The sequence below is a fragment of the Corallococcus sp. BB11-1 genome (assembly GCF_026626625.1).
GTDB lineage: Bacteria > Myxococcota > Myxococcia > Myxococcales > Myxococcaceae > Corallococcus > Corallococcus soli.
The window spans coordinates 75,793-90,391 of sequence record NZ_JAPNJY010000019.1 but is presented as its reverse complement, the minus strand read 5'-3'; the positions used below and the strand labels follow the sequence as shown (position 1 = coordinate 90,391).

The window sequence follows — 14,599 nt, the reverse complement described above, 5'->3', positions numbered from 1 at the left end:
CGACCTCAGGTGCCGACGGCTTCCAGGCGGCGCAGCGTGTCCACCAGGCCCTGCATGCGGTCGTGGTGGGTGCCGGGCCAGAAGACGCGCTGGCAGCCGGGACACTGGCGGAAGTGGGAGTGGCGTCCGGCCACGCCTTCGGGGACGCGGCCCTGCACCTCGTCCGGCGAGGCGGCGGACAGCAGCGCGTTGCAGGCCATGCAGCGGCTGAAGGGCCGCATGCGCTCCGTCAGCGCGTAGCGGCGCACCACCTCCACCAGCTGGTGCGCGGGATCCGTGGCGCGCGGGAAGTAGCCGTGCACCACCTCTGAACGCTTCAGCAAGCCCAGGTCCCGCGTGAGCAACACCCGCGACTCCTGACGCGACAGGCGCGCCAGGTGCTCATCCGCGGAGTCATTGCGCCACAGGGTGTCGAAGCCGAGCATCCGCAGAAAGCCAGACAGCCGCCCCAGGCCCACGTCCAACACGAAGCGCGGCATGTCCGGGAGCGGCGGCCCCACGCGCGCCTCGGGTGGAACACCGGGCGCCTGGAGTGCGGGGTAGACGACGAGCCGGGTGTCCGCTCGCGCCCGGTGCTCGAAGCCCACCGCTTCGCCGTCCACCAACACCACGTCCACCTCCGGGTGCGGTGGCCCCAGCGACTCGATGAGGTCCTTCACGGAGGGGCTGCCCTGCAGGACATGGGTGAACGCCACGTCCCGGCGCTCCGGTGCCAGGAAGTCGTTCAGCACGCCGTGGAAACGCACGGTGAGCTCCCGTGGTGACATCGTGGCCTCCTCACCTCTGGCTGCTTAGTCTTGCTGTGTTGTCCTGCTGCGTCGCGGAGATGTGGAGATGTCTTCCTTTGAATTCAAGTCTTCCGCAGATACATGTGACGAAAAACTCTTGGATTCTGCGAAGGAGGGGAGAAATCGTCACGGGTGGTCGCAGGACAGCCAGCCTGCAAACTTCTATAATCCCGAGTCAGTCGGCGTGCCGAAGCCGACGGGTCGCCCCCTCGCCCCCTCGGAAGCAAGGATCCAGGTCCCCTCATGTCCATGAAGCTCCCCCCGTTTCTCAGCGCCCTCGTGGCGGTGGGGGCCCTGGCGACCGCCTGTGGCCAGGATGCAGAGCCGTTGCCGCCTCGGGACCCAGTGATCGAGGTCGATGCCGGAAACCAGGATGATGCGGGCACGCAGGCGGATGCCGGCGCCACGGTCGACGCAGGCGGCGAAGAGGATGCCGGCCGCACGATTGACGCGGGCACTGACGTCGACGCGGGCACCACGGTCGACGCGGGCGTTGCGGACGCGGGCTCGGGTGACGCGGGCACCACCGTCGACGCGGGCACCACCGTCGACGCGGGCACCTCCGTCGATGCGGGCACCACCGTCGATGCAGGCACCGCGGACGCGGGCTCGGGTGACGCGGGCACCACGGACGGTGGCTCGGACGCGGACGGCGGCTCCACGAAGATCCGCATCATGGCGGCCAACATCACCAGCGGTAACGGCCAGAACTACGACCCGGGTCACGGCATCCGGCTGATGCAGGGCGTGAAGCCTGACGTCGTCCTCATCCAGGAGTTCAACTACAAGTCGAACTCCGCGGCGGACATCCGAAGCATGGTCGACACGACCTTCGGCAAGGATTTCCATTACTACCGCGAGACCGGCGCGCAGATCCCCAACGGCATCATCAGCCGCTTCCCCATCCTGGAGTCGGGCGAGTGGAAGGACACGCAGGTGTCCAACCGCGACTTCGCCTGGGCGCGCATCGACATCCCGGGGCCGCGTGACCTCTGGGCGGTCAGCGTGCACCTGCTCACCAGCGGCTCCGGCGTTCGCAACACGGAGGCTGGCAACCTGGTGAAGTACATCAAGGAGAAGATTCCTGAGGCGGACTACCTGACCGTCGGCGGTGACCTCAACACCGACAGCCGCTCCGAGTCCTGCCTCACCACCCTCAAGCAGGTGGTGACGACCGTGGGTCCGCACCCCGCCGACAAGAACGGCAAGGAAGGCACCAACGCGAGCCGCGCCAAGCCCTACGACCACGTCCTGGTGGACAACGACCTCCACCAGTACCGGGTGCCCACCGTGGTGGGCGCGAGCACCTTCCCCAACGGCCTCGTGCTCGACAGCCGCGTCTACACGCCGCTGTCGGAGATCTACCCGGCGCTGTCCAGCGACAGCGGCGCCGCCAACATGCAGCACATGGGCGTGGTGAAGGACTACCTCACGCCCAACTTCTAGTCGGTGAGCGCGACGCGGCCGGGCACCGGGAGTCCCTCGGTGTCCGGCCGGTCCGCGCGCCTCCAGAAGTGCTTCAGAAGCTCCACTTGTGCTTGTTCTTCGCCAGGAAGCGCCCCACCGGAGGGATGCGGGCGATGAGCGGCGTGAGCACGAACACCGCCGCCAGCCGCAGCGGCTTCACGGCCTGTGACGCGATGTAGGCGGCCCCCCAGGCGCCTGCCTGGGCCCCGGTGCTCTGCGGCTGGAAGCCCGCGCGGATGGCCGCCCAGAAGCCCACGATGACCAGGCCGAAGATGACGTAGTTCAGCACGATGGCCAGCGGCCCGTAGTCCACCAGCAGCGCCTTGAAGCGCGCCATCAGCGACGGCTTCTCCGCCGGGGTGGTGGTCTCGGGTGGGGCAATGTCGGGAGTGGACGGTTTCACGTCGGGCTGAACAGGCGCCATGGGCGCACCATGCCCGAAACCGTTGGCCTCCGGGAGTCCGCTGGCAGGCGGGCCGGCGGGCGCCCCAAGGGCCCGGGTTGTCAGGGCTCCCGGGGGCAGGATAGAGGTCAAGGCGCGCATGAAAGCCTCCCTCCGCCTCCTCCTCGTGGTGGTCCTCGCCGTGCTCGCGGCGGATCAGGTGACCAAGTACCTGGCCGTGTCCCGGCTGACGCAGGCCCTGGACGGCCGCGACGGCCTGGCGCGCGTGTCGGGCTTCCTGAGCGAGCAGAACCTGGACAACGACCCGCCGGTGGAAGGCGAGTTCAGGCGCAACACGCGGCCGTACCGCTTCATCGAGGACTACTGGCACTTCCGCTACGTGGAGAACCCGGGGGCGGCGTGGGGCATGTTCGCCGACCTGCCGGACACCGCGCGCAAGGTGTTCTTCCACGTCGTGAGCCTGGCGGCGCTGTCGTTCATCCTGGTGCTCTACCGGCGCACGGACGCGTCCCAGAAGGTGGTGCGGCTGGCGCTGGCGCTCATCACCGGCGGCGCGCTGGGCAACTTCATGGACCGGCTCATCCGGGGCTACGTCATCGACTTCATCGACTGGCACTGGCGCAACCAGCCGGGCATGCGCTGGCCCACCTTCAACGTGGCGGACGCGGCCATCGTGGTGGGCGTGGCGCTGATGCTGCTGGACTCCGTGTGGGTGCGCCGGCCGGAGCCCGTCTCCACCCCGACGTTGACGCCGCCGAGCCCTCAGCCGTGACGGGGTGGGGTGGGCTGGTATAAGCCCTCTCCGTGCCGCGCAAATACGTCATCCTCGTCGCCCTCTCGCTGGGCCTCATCGTGCTGGACCAGTGGACGAAGTACCTGGTCGTGCGGGACCTCACCACCCGCTTCGACGGGGCCACCACGCTGAGCCAGCGCCTGGGCAGGATGTACACGCCCGCGGAGGCGGCCGGCCGCTACGGCCTGCACTTCCAGCCGCGCACGCACGTGGAGGTCGTCGATAACTTCTTCCGCCTGCGCTACGCGGAGAACCCGGGCGCCGCGTGGGGCATGTTCCGCGACCTGCCGCCCAACGTGCGCGGCCCGCTCTTCCACCTGGTGAGCCTGGGCGCGGTGCTCCTCATCGTCTTCTACTTCCGGAAGCTGACCGGCACGGACCCCGCGGAGGCGTGGGCGCTGTGGGGCCTGCCGATGGTGCTGGGCGGCGCGCTGGGCAACTACGTCGACCGCGTGTCCCGGGCCTTCGTCATCGATTTCCTGGAAGCGCATTGGTACGACAAGGCCGCCTGGCCGTCGTTCAACGTCGCGGACGCGGCCATCGTGGTGGGCGTGGGCATGCTCGTGGTGGACGCCTTCGTCCGCAAGGAGAAGCCGGCCTCCGACCCCGCCAAGGCCTGACGCCTCCACCGGGCTTCGCGCCCGGGGCCGGGGTGGGAATGTCCCGCCCGGCCGCCCTGGTTGTCCCCGCCGTTTCCGGGCGCGGTCCGTCGTCGGGTCCGTCTTCGCCGCCCGGCCCGAGGTCCCCATGCTCCCCGTCCTCCTGCGCCTCTCCTTCACCAGCCTCTGGATGCAGCTCCTGCTGTACGCCGTCGCGGTGGGGGTGGTGTCCTCCATCGCCGTCAACGGCTGGAAGGGCGCGGTGGGCCCGGTGGACGCGGCGACGGACAAGGCCGCGCCCGCCTCGCTCCAGGACAAGCTGCTGCGCGCGGGGGGCTTCGCCGCCATGGGCCTTGGGCTGGCGTACTTCGGCTTGATGTACGCGCTGCCGCCGGAGGCCTTCCCCGGGGGCAAGGGGGAGGGCATCCCGCTGCACACCTACGGCGTGCTGCTGGCCCTGGGGTTCAGCTGCGCGGTGTCGGTGGCGGGGCGGCTGGCGCAGGACGAGTGGCGCCGGGTGACCCTGGTGCCGGGCCAGGGCCTCGTGGACACGGAAGGGCCCCGGCGGCGCGAGCAGGTGATGGACCTGGCGTTCTGGGTGCTCATCGGCGGGCTCGTGGGCAGCCGCGTGCTGTTCGTGATGGTGAACTGGCAGGACTACGCGCGGGACTGGACGCAGGCGCTGTCGCTGGGCGGCGGGCTGGTGTTCTACGGCGGCCTCATTGGCGCGGGGCTGGCGGCGTACCTGTTCGCCCGCAAGAACGACCTGGACTTCCTGCGGCTCGCGGACGTGTGCATCCCCACCGTGTCGCTGGGCCAGTGCCTGGGGCGCCTGGGCTGCTTCTCCGCCGGCTGCTGCTGGGGGGACATGGCGGGCAGCCACTCCCACACCGGGGTGACGTTCCCCGGCGCCGGGGTGGCCCAGGACCTGTTCGGCCGGCTGGGGCACGCGTCCAGCCTGGCGTATGGCTCCCAGGCGGGGGATGACCGCTTCGTCGTGGAGGCCACCGGGCAGGTGCTCCACCACGCGGCGCCGGGCGCGGTGCGCATCTCCGACTGGGTGGCCCTGCACGGCACCACCCTGCCGGTGTACCCCACGCAGCTCTTCGAGTCGGTGGGGCAGCTGGTGCTCTTCGTGGCGCTGCTGTACGCGCGCCGCTTCCGCCGCTTCCACGGGCACATCTTCGCCCTCTGGCTGATGGCCTACGCCGTCCTGCGCACCACGGTGGAGCTGTTCCGGGGCGACGTGGAGCGCGGCACCCTGCACGGCCTGCTGGAGTCGCTGGGGGCCCAGGGGCTGGCGGCGGCGGTGCCCCTGGAGGCCTGGTACAACGTGTCCACCAGCCAGTTCATCTCCCTGTGCATGTTCACCTTCGGCGCCCTGCTGCTGGCGCGCCACCGACCGGCGGGTGAGGCCGCTGGCCTGGGACCGACACCGTCGGCGGCCTGAGGTTGCGAGCCGCGCCCGGGTTGAGGACACTCCCGATACATGCCGCCGCCCGATAACGCCCGGTCCGCCAACAAAGGCGGGGCCCGGTCCGCGCAGGACGCCAGCTCCTCCAGCGAAGCCGCCCTCCAGGAGTGTGAGGCCCTGGAGGCGGAGCTCGCGGAGCTGCGCCACACCTACGAGCAGTACTTCCTGGGCATGGAGCGGCAGGCGCCCATCCGCGCGCACGAGGACCTGAAGAAGCGGATGATCCGCCTCAAGGGCGCCTTCGTGCGCAGCACGTCGGTGAAGTTCCGCGTGCAGACCATCCACAACAAGTTCCTCACCTACGAGCGGCTGTGGGTGCGCACGCTCCAGGAGATTGAGGCCGGCACCTACCACCGCGACCTGGCCAAGGCCCGCCGTCGCGCCGAGTCCTCGAAGAAGCCCGCCGCCGCCGGTGAGCGCCGCAAGGACGTGGTGGAACTGCCGGAGGAGATCTCCGACATGGAGATCGAGGAGATCGAGGAGCTGACCGGCCGCCGCCCCATCAACGAGCCCAAGGTCCCGGGCCGTCCGGTGAACGAGCCCGTGGTGCCCGCGGTGGCGGCTTCCCCCGTGGCTCCCACCGTGGCTCCAGCGGCGGGCACGCCGTTCCGGGGGACGCCCGCGGTGGCGCCCGTGGGTGGCACGCCGTTCCGGGGGACGCCCGCGGTGCCCGGCGTTCCGGCGGTGGCGGGGGCCCCGAAGCTGCCTTCGCTGACGCCCGCGGTGCCTTCGGTGGCGGGGGGGACTCCCGCGGCGGGGCGCCCCGCGGTGCCTCCGGGCATGGCCGCGAAGTCCGGGGCCCCGGCGGCGGGTGCGCCCGCGCGTCCCATGGCGGCGGCGGCCCAGGCGGCGCCCCGGCCCGCGGCGGCCGGCCCCGGCGGCGGCCTGTCCGACGACAAGCTGCGCGCGGTGTACGACGCCTACGTCACCGCGAAGCGCCGCTGCCAGGAGGACACGTCCAAGCTGTCCTATGACTCGGTGGCGGCCACGCTGCGCAAGCAGGTGCCGGAGCTGCTCAAGCAGCACAACGCGAAGGCCGTGGAGTTCAAGGTCGTCATCAAGGACGGCAAGGCCTCGCTCAAGGCCGTGCCCAAGTAGAGGGGCGGTTGCGATGAACCAGGACCTGGAAGCGCTCAAGGCGCGGGTGGCGCGCCTGTCGGTGATGATCTTCGACATCGACGGCACGCTCACCGACGGCCGCATCTTCTGGGTGCCCAACTCCGGCTGGACGCAGATGTACAGCGTGCGCGACGGCATGGGCATCAAGCGCCTGCAGGAGGTGGGCATCGAGGTGGCGGCCATCTCCGGGGGCGACAGCCTCTCCGCGCAGATGCGCATGCAGTCGCTGGGCTTGCGCCACGTGCACTTCGGCAGCAACGACAAGGTGGCGCACTTCGAGAAACTGCTCGGCATCCTCGACGTGTCCGCCGAACACTGCGGCTACATGGGCGATGAGCTGGTGGACCTGCCGCTGCTCAAGGCGGTGGGCTTCTCCGCCACCGTGCCCGAGGCCCCGGACGAGGTGCGCTCCCAGGTGCACTACGTGGCCCAGCGCGCCGCGGGCTTCGGCGCCGCGCGCGAGGTGTGTGAGTTCATCCTGAAGCACCGGGTGCGCGCCGCTCCGGTGCCCTGAAGAGGCAAGCACCGCATGAAGAGGGGAATGTTGTTGGCGGGGGTCGTGGTGCTCGCGGGCTGCGCGAGCACGCGGCCCGTGAAGGCCCGCGCGGTCGTGGAGTGCACCATCACGACGCAGGGCCGGGCGGAGCACTGCAAGGCCCGCGAGTGGGAGGGGCCTCTCACCGCCGAGCAGCGCAAGGAGATCTTCGACCACATCGAGTCCGGCCAGTACAAGCCCGTCACCTACAACGGCACTCCGGTGGAGGTGCGCTACCTCTTCCGCTTCGAGTTCCGGGAGCCCATGCCTCCCGCCGACGGGGGAACCCTGTTCCCCAAGGACGGAGGCCTGCCCCCTCCGTCGGTGCCGTGACGGCTACTTCCAGAAGCGCGCCACCGCGCCGCTCTTCCCGGTGACGGGGTCGCTGGGAGGCACGGGCACCCGCGCGATGCGCTTCACCGACGCGTCGTGCGTCTTCGCATCCGGGCGCTGGAGGTCCCACTGGCCGTGGCCTTCCGGATAGGCACCCACGACGAGGAAGTCACCGCTCGACTCCACGCGCTTGTGGCCGGTGCCCGCGGGCAGCACCACCACGTCTCCCGCCTGCACGCTGACCCCCTGTCCCGCTTCACCGCCGAGCATCAGCTTCGCCGTGCCCTTCATCGCGCTCCTCCTTCGCGGCGTCGAATCGCGAACGTGACAGGGCCAACCTGTGAAGGGTCCGGGGGCCGCGCAACGCTGGAACGGGGCCCTTCTGACCCATCGTCAAAGGGGCGGGACGGGAAATTCGCCCAAACGTTCGTTCCTGGAAACGCCTCCTCCCCCAACGTGAGTCCAGGTTGTCGCTCCCGGAGGCCGTTCCTACCTTGCGCTGCCTGACGGTCGGTGGACGACCCGAGACACCTGGGAGGCGACGTGGGGATGCGGCGGATGTGGCTCGGACTGACCGCGGTCGTGGGGCTCGCGGTGTCCACCGGATGCGGAGGTCCGACGCCGGAGGATTCCGAGGCGCGGCTCGCGGTGCTGGAGGCGGAGGGCAAGCAGATGGACCACGCCCTGGACGCGGTCGAGGACCGGCTCCTGGGCAGCCAGGGCCGCCTGGCCATGTGGAGCGAGTTGGGGCGGCGTCACCAGGAGGTCAGCGTCGTCCAGTGCAAGGTGGCGGACGCGCACCTGGCCGCCATCATGAAGCACTACGACAAGCAGGACCAGAAGGCGCGGATGATCAAGCAGCGCAACTCCATGGCGTCCGTGCTCACCTCCGGCAAGGCGGCGCCCCAGCAGCGCAGCAACTGACGCTCAGCCTTCGCGGGCCATGCGTCCGCGGACGTGCTTCTCCACCGCGATGACGCCGTGGAGGAACAGCCCCGGCATCCACCGACGCATGCGCCAGAACCAGCGCGCGTCCATCATGGGCAGCACGTGCGGAGCGTTCCGGTCCACGGCCGTGAGCAGCCGCGCGGCGACCTGGTCCGGGCCCACCTTCGAGCCGTCCACCAGCTTCGCGCCCAGGCCCTTCAGCGAGTCATCCGAATAGCGCGCCGCCGCGGCGATGTTCGTCCGGAAGAAGGTGGGACACGCCACCGTGACGCCCAGGCCCAGCGGCCTCAGCTCCGCGTAGAGCGTCTCCGACAGCGCCACGACGGCGGCCTTGGACGCGTTGTAGGCCGCCAGGTGCGGCGCGAAGATGAGCCCCGCGGCGGACGCGATGTTGAGCACGTGCCCCGTGCCCTGCCTGCGCATGCGCGGCACGAAGGCGTGACAGCCGTGGATGACGCCCCACAGGTTCACGTCCAGCACGCGCCGCCACTCCACCAGCGGCAGCACGCCCACGTCCCCCGCCGCGCCCACGCCCGCGTTGTTGACGAGCAGGTCCACGCCGCCGAACGCGTCGTCCGTGGCGCGCGCCAGGGCCTCCACCGCTTCGGGGTCGGTGACGTCGCACGGGAACACGCGCGCCTCGCCGCCCAGCGCGGTGACGCGGCGGGCGGTCTCCTCGGCGGTGGCCGGGTCCACGTCCGACACCAGCACCCGCGCCCGCCGGGTCGCCAGGGCTTCACACAGCGCGCGCCCCAGGCCGCTGCCGGCTCCGGTCACCACCGCGCGAGGACGTGAGGGAAGGCTCATGGCTTCAGGGCTCCGGGCCCGGTGAACGGGCGGCATGGAACGTCGTGACGCGACAGGGCTAGCACGGCGGGTCAGGGGTGGTCATGCACCCGTGAAGGCCACGCATGCGGGGAATCCGCTTCCTGACGGGCAGGCAGGCGGGCGCACGGTTCGTGACCGGGGGGCGGAAGTTGGCTAGAACCCAGGCCGTGCAATGCGCCTGGTTCGGGGCACTGGCGGTCGTGTCGGCCATGCTCCTGGGATGCAACAATCTGGAGTCCTGCGGCTCCACGTCGGTGGACATCACCCGGACCGACGGGAGTCTCTACCGTTGCGTCACGTCCGAGGACTGTCCCCGGACCTCGCGTGTCTCGGTGTGCGTCACGGACGTGTCCTCGGAGCGTGAGTGCGTGCGCTGCGACGAGACGCGCTGCGTGCGCCTCATCCCGGAGTCGTGCGAATGAAGCGGCTGGGCCGACGCTGGGTGTTCGCGTTCGCGGTGGGGACGCTGGCCGTCACGGGCTGCCGCGACAAGCCGGTGGACCACATGCAGCGCGCGCGTGACGCCATCTTCGAGAAGCGTCCGGACGAAGCGCTGGTGGAGTACCGCAAGGCATACGACATGCTCCTGCGTGACGGGACGCCGGAGGCGCTGGTGATGCGCGCCCGGGCGCTCAAAGGCGCGGCGGACGTGTACTGGCTGGAGCAGCGCAAGGTGAAGGAGGCGGTGTCCGTCTACCGCCAGCTCATCCAGCAGTGTCCGGAGTCCCCGGAGGCGCTGGAGGCGCGCATCATCCTGGCGGAGCTGCTGCGGGTGCACTACCGCGACCTGCGAGGCTCCATCGACCAGCTCACCGCGGCGCTGCACCGCAACCCGCCCCAGGGCGCGGAGCTGCAGTACCAGGTGGCCAAGCTCTACTTCGAGCTGGCGGACTACCCGCAGTGCGAGCTGGAGGCGCGCAAGCTGCCGGAGCGCTTCGCCACCAGCGCGTACGTGGACGACTCCATCTACCTCCAGGCGCAGGCGCTGGCGATGATGGACGGCAAGCGGCAGGAAGCGCTGCGCGCCTTCGCGGACCTGCGCTCGCGCTTCCCGGATTCGGAGCTGGCGCCGCACGCCCTCTTCGAGATGGGCAAGCTGCGCGCGGACGCCGGGGACAACGAGAAGGCCATCGAGACCTGGGTGGAGACGCTCAAGACGCACCCGGACCCCACGCTGGTGCAGGACGCCATCCTGCGGGCGCGCCGCCGGCTGGCGAACCTCACGGTGGAGGGCATCGGCAAGAAGGAAGTGGCGTTTGATCGCGCCAGGCAGGCCCGCACCTCCGTGGAGGCCATGGGCGGCACCGCCGAGGAAGCCGCCCGCGACCGCGGGGACTGACGCCCGGCGCATTCGCGTGCGCGGTCCTGCCTCGCATGCGATGTAACGAAGCGGCCCCGCCCCGTCGGGCCGGGCGTCTCTTCGTGGGAGGAATCACATGAACGTGCTGGTGACTGGGGCCACCGCGGGCGTGGGGCTGGCCGTCGCGCGCCGCTTCGTGAAGGAGGGCGCGCGCGTCATCGCCACCGGGCGCCGGGGCGAGCGGCTGGACGCGCTGAGGGCCGAGCTGGGGGAGCGGCTGCTGCCGGTGACGCTGGACGTGACGGACCGCGCGGCCGTGGAGCGGACCTTCGCGTCGCTGCCCGCGGACTTCGCGCAGGTGGACGTGCTGGTCAACAACGCGGGGCTCGCGCTGGGCCTGGACCCCGCGCAGACGGCGCGGCTGGAGGACTGGGACGTGATGGTGGACACCAACGTCAAGGGGCTCCTGTACTGCACGCGCGCGGCGCTGACGGGCATGGTCGCCAGGGACCGGGGCCACGTCATCAACATCGGCTCCATCGCGGGCGAGTTCCCCTACCCGGGCGGCAACGTGTACGGCGCGACGAAGGCGTTCGTGCACCAGTTCAGCCTCAACCTGCGCGCGGACCTGCACGGCACGGCGGTGCGCGTGACGGACATCGAGCCGGGCCTGCTGGGCGGCACGGAGTTCTCCAACGTGCGCTTCAAGGGCGATGACGCCCGCGCCGCGTCGCTGTACGCGAACACGCAGCCGCTGACGCCGGAGGACATCGCGGACACGGTGCACTGGGTGGCTTCTCGGCCCGCGCACGTGAACATCAACGTCATCTCCATGATGCCGGTGGCGCAGGCGTTCGGCCCGCTGCCGGTGAAGCGCCAGGCCTGAGGCCCGGCGCCGCTCAGCCCGGCACGGGCAGCACGGCTTCCAGCAGCGGCGCGGGCACCGTCGGGTCGTCCGCGTCCGCCACCAGCAGCAGGTGGACGCGCCCACCCTCCACGCGCGCGTCCACGCCCTCCAGCTTCAGGCCCGCGTCCACCGCGTCCAGGTACACCGGCGTCCCATCCGGCGCGAGCACGCCCACCGCGGAGCCCTTCACCGGGCCATCCGCCACGCGGTCGCGTGAGTCCTCCGCCGTGGCGGTGAACACCACGCGCCCATCCGGCAGCGCCGACGCGTCCGTGAAGGACAGCCGGACGCCGTTCGCCTCGCCCAGCTCCCACCGGCGCACGCTGCGCACCGCCACCGGCCCCAGCGCGCCCACGTCCACGCTGGCCAGCACGCGGTCCAGGTCCAGGTCCACCAGCGCGTCCACGCCGCCCTCGCCGTTGCCCCGGTTGAGCAGCCGCAGGAACCGGCCCGTCACCGCCGCGCCCTCCACGTTGAGCGCCACCAGCTCCCGCTCCAACTGCACGTACAACCCCGTGCAGTCCACCGTGCGGGGCGGCCCCGCGAGCGTCCCGTCCGCGTTCAGCGGCAGCACCGACGCCCGGCGCCGCGCCGGCGTCGAACCCGAGGGCAGCGCCAGCAGCGCGCCGTGCGCGAACGTGGCGGAGGGGCCCAGCCGGCACAGCGCCTCCAGGTCGGGCTTGGCCGCCTTGCGCGCCGCGTGCGCGTCCGGCAGCTCCCCCGGAAAGAGGCGCACGCCGTGGCCCGGCGCGTCCCCGGTGGCGGGGAACACGGCCAGGTGGAGCGCGTCGTCCGCGACCACGTAGAGCCAGTCCCCCACGCGCACCAGCCCGCTGGCGGCGGAGACATGGCCGCCCCGCGGCTCCAACAAGGTCAGCGTGCGCCGCTGCGTGGTGACGATCATGGAATGGCCTCCGGGGCGCAGCGTCGCTGATTACAGCAGGCTGCCGCGCAGGAAGAGGCTGGCCGCCGTGAAATAGATGACGAGTCCGGTCACGTCCACCAGCGTGGCCACGAAGGGCGCGGAGGCGCTCGCGGGGTCGAAGCCCACGCGCCTCAAGATGAACGGGAGCATGGAGCCGGACAGCGTGCCGAACAGCACCACGCCCACCAGCGACACGCCCACGGTGAGGCCGATGACCACCGCATGGTCCCCATAGCTGTGGAACAGCCCCTGCCACACCATCACGCGCGTGAAGCCCACGAGCCCCAGCACCGTGCCCAGCGCCAGCCCCGTGCCCAGCTCCCGCCGGGCCACGCGCCACCAGTCCTTCAGCCGCATCTCCGACAGCGCCAGCGCGCGGATGATGAGCGTGGTGGCCTGGCTGCCGGAGTTGCCGCCGGAGCTGATGATGAGCGGGATGAAGAGGCTCAGCACCACGGCGCGCGCGATTTCATGCTCGAAGTAGCCCATCGCCGTGGCGGTGAGCATCTCTCCCAGGAAGAGCACCATCAGCCAGCCGGCGCGCTTCTTGAGCATCGCCAGGAAGCCCACGTCGAAGTACGGCGCGTCCAGGGCCTCCATGCCGCCGACCTTCTGGATGTCCTCCGTGGCCTCCTCCTGCACCACGTCCACGATGTCGTCCACCGTGACGATGCCCTTCATGCGCTGCGCCTCGTCCACCACGGGCATCGCCATGAAGCTGTGTTCGGAGAAGGTGCGGCTGACGGCCTCCTGGTCGGTGTTCTCCGCCACGGTGATGACGTCGCGCTGCATGACGTCCGCCACGCGCTTGTCCGGCGCGGCCTGGAAGAGCTGGCGCAGGGACAGCACGCCCTGCAGGCGCTGCTCGGCGTCCAGCACGTAGGCGTAATAGACGGTCTCCACCCGCTCGCGCGCCTGCTTGCGCAGGTAGCCGATGGCCTCGTCGATGCTCATGTCCGGACGCACGCGGGCGAAGCGCGGATTCATCAGGCCGCCGGCGTCGTCCTCCGCGTAGGCCAGCAGGACGTTCACCTCGCGGCGGCTGGCGTCGTCCAGCTGCGACAGGATGGTGTTCACCTGGTCCGGCTCCACCGCCTGGACCAGGTCGGCCAGGTCGTCCGGGGGCAGCAGGCGGACCCAGGTGCGGCGCTCGGCCGGAGGCAGGGAGAGGATGAGCTCCGCCTGTTCGCGCGCGGACAGCCCAAGGAAGAAGTCGTCCGCCACGGCCGGGGGCAGCAGGCGGAAGCCCTCCAGGCGCTCATCCCCGGACAGCACCGCCCAGGCCTCGTGAAGCTCATCGGGGGACAACGCGTTCTGGCTCTGGGGACTCTCCACCATGGCGTGCCTCGGAAGGGGAGGGTGCGCGCGCGCCGATGCGCGGCGCGCCGGCCTCTCTACACCCCCATGGGGGGCACGGCGAGCGGAAGCCGCGAAACATCCCCCTGAAATTTCGCCCGCCTGCCCGGTGCGTCCTCCCTCGGGGGCACGGCCTCGGGCCCGGGGTGCCTGGGTGCCTTCGCCGCCTGCCTTCCCGCTGCTTCCAAGCCGGTCCGGGGCGTCCGGCCGGGCGTCAGGGGCCGCGTGCCCGGTGCTCCGGCTCCTTGGGGCACCACGCTCCAGGTCGGTGCGCGGAGGCTCAGGTCTTCTGCTGGATGAGCTCGACCTTGTAGCCGTCCGGGTCTTCCACGAAGGCGATGACGGTGGTGCCGTGCTTCATGGGGCCGGGCTCGCGGACGACCTTGCCGCCGGCCGCGCGGATGGCGTTGGCGGTGGCGTGGATGTCGCTGACGCCCAGGGCGATGTGGCCGTAGGCGGTGCCCAATTCGTACTTCGCCGTGTCCCAGTTGTGGGTGAGCTCCAGCGCGGGGTGGGTGTCCTCCGGGCCGAAGCCGACGAAGGCGAGCGTGAAGCGGCCTTCAGGGTAGTCGTGGCGGCGCAGCAGCGTCATGCCGACGACGCGGGTGTAGAAGTCGAGCGACTTCTCCAGGTCGCCGACGCGGAGCATGGTGTGGAGGATTCGCATGCGGGCGGTCATAACCGCCGGGGCCGCCGGGGTGAAGCCACGACTGCCGGACGGGTGGGCGTCCCTCCTGCCCGGGGCGGCCCTTCGCCGTGCGGGCAGGCATCCGCATGGCGGTGGAAAGCCGACACCGGAGCCCCACGCGAGGCGGGGAGCGGCG

18 protein-coding genes are annotated in these 14,599 nt (G+C 71.1%); 11 read left to right on the top strand and 7 right to left on the bottom strand.

The genetic code is table 11. The features are described from left to right. Positions 1–5: 5 nt before the first annotated feature. Positions 6–767, bottom strand: a complete 762-nt coding sequence (locus OV207_RS15465) for a Mut7-C RNAse domain-containing protein (RefSeq protein ID WP_193349772.1) — start codon at positions 765–767, stop codon at positions 6–8. A gap of 264 nt (positions 768–1,031) precedes the next feature. On the opposite strand from OV207_RS15465, the gene OV207_RS15460 reads away from it, so the two are divergent. Further along, the gene (locus OV207_RS15460; protein ID WP_267555985.1) at positions 1,032–2,234 is read left to right on the top strand and encodes an endonuclease/exonuclease/phosphatase family protein; all 1,203 of its coding nucleotides are present in this window, start codon (positions 1,032–1,034) and stop codon (positions 2,232–2,234) included. A 73-nt stretch (positions 2,235–2,307) separates the two neighbouring features. On the opposite strand, the gene OV207_RS15455 is transcribed toward OV207_RS15460, so the two are convergent. Further along, entirely contained in the window at positions 2,308–2,679 is a 372-nt protein-coding gene (locus tag OV207_RS15455) for a hypothetical protein (protein WP_193349770.1), read from the bottom strand. Between the two features lie 118 nt (positions 2,680–2,797). On the opposite strand from OV207_RS15455, the gene lspA (OV207_RS15450) reads away from it, so the two are divergent. The 6 genes from lspA (OV207_RS15450) (at position 2,798) to OV207_RS15425 (ending at position 7,511) form a co-directional block, all read left to right on the top strand. Continuing rightward, positions 2,798–3,430: a signal peptidase II gene (gene lspA / locus OV207_RS15450; RefSeq protein ID WP_267555984.1), complete on the top strand. Its 633-nt coding sequence runs from the start codon at positions 2,798–2,800 to the stop codon at positions 3,428–3,430. A 32-nt stretch (positions 3,431–3,462) separates the two neighbouring features. After that, positions 3,463–4,071 (top strand): signal peptidase II, encoded by a 609-nt coding sequence (gene lspA / locus OV207_RS15445; protein ID WP_267555983.1) that lies wholly within the window; start codon positions 3,463–3,465, stop codon positions 4,069–4,071. A gap of 127 nt (positions 4,072–4,198) precedes the next feature. Beyond that, positions 4,199–5,500: a prolipoprotein diacylglyceryl transferase gene (locus OV207_RS15440; protein WP_267555982.1), complete on the top strand. Its 1,302-nt coding sequence runs from the start codon at positions 4,199–4,201 to the stop codon at positions 5,498–5,500. Positions 5,501–5,539: 39 nt separating this feature from the next. Further along, the gene (locus OV207_RS15435; RefSeq protein ID WP_267555981.1) at positions 5,540–6,622 is read left to right on the top strand and encodes an MXAN_5187 C-terminal domain-containing protein; all 1,083 of its coding nucleotides are present in this window, start codon (positions 5,540–5,542) and stop codon (positions 6,620–6,622) included. 13 nt (positions 6,623–6,635) lie between these two features. After that, positions 6,636–7,157 (top strand): KdsC family phosphatase, encoded by a 522-nt coding sequence (locus tag OV207_RS15430; protein ID WP_193349765.1) that lies wholly within the window; start codon positions 6,636–6,638, stop codon positions 7,155–7,157. A 15-nt stretch (positions 7,158–7,172) separates the two neighbouring features. Continuing rightward, on the top strand, positions 7,173–7,511 hold the full coding sequence (locus OV207_RS15425) for a hypothetical protein (protein WP_267555980.1): 339 nt from the start codon (positions 7,173–7,175) through the stop codon (positions 7,509–7,511). A gap of 3 nt (positions 7,512–7,514) precedes the next feature. Here OV207_RS15425 and OV207_RS15420 read toward each other — a convergent pair whose 3' ends face one another. Continuing rightward, on the bottom strand, positions 7,515–7,802 hold the full coding sequence (locus OV207_RS15420; RefSeq protein ID WP_267555979.1) for a hypothetical protein: 288 nt from the start codon (positions 7,800–7,802) through the stop codon (positions 7,515–7,517). Positions 7,803–8,069: 267 nt separating this feature from the next. On the opposite strand from OV207_RS15420, the gene OV207_RS15415 reads away from it, so the two are divergent. Continuing rightward, positions 8,070–8,435, top strand: a complete 366-nt coding sequence (locus OV207_RS15415; protein ID WP_227027435.1) for a hypothetical protein — start codon at positions 8,070–8,072, stop codon at positions 8,433–8,435. Between the two features lie 3 nt (positions 8,436–8,438). Here OV207_RS15415 and OV207_RS15410 read toward each other — a convergent pair whose 3' ends face one another. Beyond that, positions 8,439–9,266, bottom strand: coding sequence for an SDR family NAD(P)-dependent oxidoreductase (locus OV207_RS15410; RefSeq protein ID WP_193349764.1), 828 nt, complete (start codon positions 9,264–9,266; stop codon positions 8,439–8,441). 230 nt (positions 9,267–9,496) lie between these two features. On the opposite strand from OV207_RS15410, the gene OV207_RS15405 reads away from it, so the two are divergent. The 3 genes from OV207_RS15405 (at position 9,497) to OV207_RS15395 (ending at position 11,473) form a co-directional block, all read left to right on the top strand. Beyond that, on the top strand, positions 9,497–9,709 hold the full coding sequence (locus OV207_RS15405; protein ID WP_120531602.1) for a hypothetical protein: 213 nt from the start codon (positions 9,497–9,499) through the stop codon (positions 9,707–9,709). Beyond that, positions 9,706–10,626: a tetratricopeptide repeat protein gene (locus OV207_RS15400; protein ID WP_193349763.1), complete on the top strand. Its 921-nt coding sequence runs from the start codon at positions 9,706–9,708 to the stop codon at positions 10,624–10,626. The genes OV207_RS15405 and OV207_RS15400 overlap by 4 nt, the downstream gene beginning before the upstream one ends. A gap of 97 nt (positions 10,627–10,723) precedes the next feature. Continuing rightward, entirely contained in the window at positions 10,724–11,473 is a 750-nt protein-coding gene (locus tag OV207_RS15395) for an SDR family NAD(P)-dependent oxidoreductase (RefSeq protein WP_267555978.1), read from the top strand. A 13-nt stretch (positions 11,474–11,486) separates the two neighbouring features. Here the strand turns inward: OV207_RS15395 and OV207_RS15390 are convergent, their stop codons facing one another. The 3 genes from OV207_RS15390 to gloA form a co-directional block, all read right to left on the bottom strand. Beyond that, the gene (locus OV207_RS15390) at positions 11,487–12,398 is read right to left on the bottom strand and encodes a DUF6929 family protein (RefSeq protein WP_267555977.1); all 912 of its coding nucleotides are present in this window, start codon (positions 12,396–12,398) and stop codon (positions 11,487–11,489) included. Positions 12,399–12,428: 30 nt separating this feature from the next. Next, complete coding sequence (gene mgtE / locus OV207_RS15385) at positions 12,429–13,757, bottom strand: magnesium transporter (RefSeq protein WP_193349760.1); 1,329 nt, start codon at positions 13,755–13,757, stop codon at positions 12,429–12,431. 298 nt (positions 13,758–14,055) lie between these two features. Then, positions 14,056–14,442: a lactoylglutathione lyase gene (gene gloA, locus OV207_RS15380; protein ID WP_193349758.1), complete on the bottom strand. Its 387-nt coding sequence runs from the start codon at positions 14,440–14,442 to the stop codon at positions 14,056–14,058. Positions 14,443–14,599 lie beyond the last annotated feature (157 nt).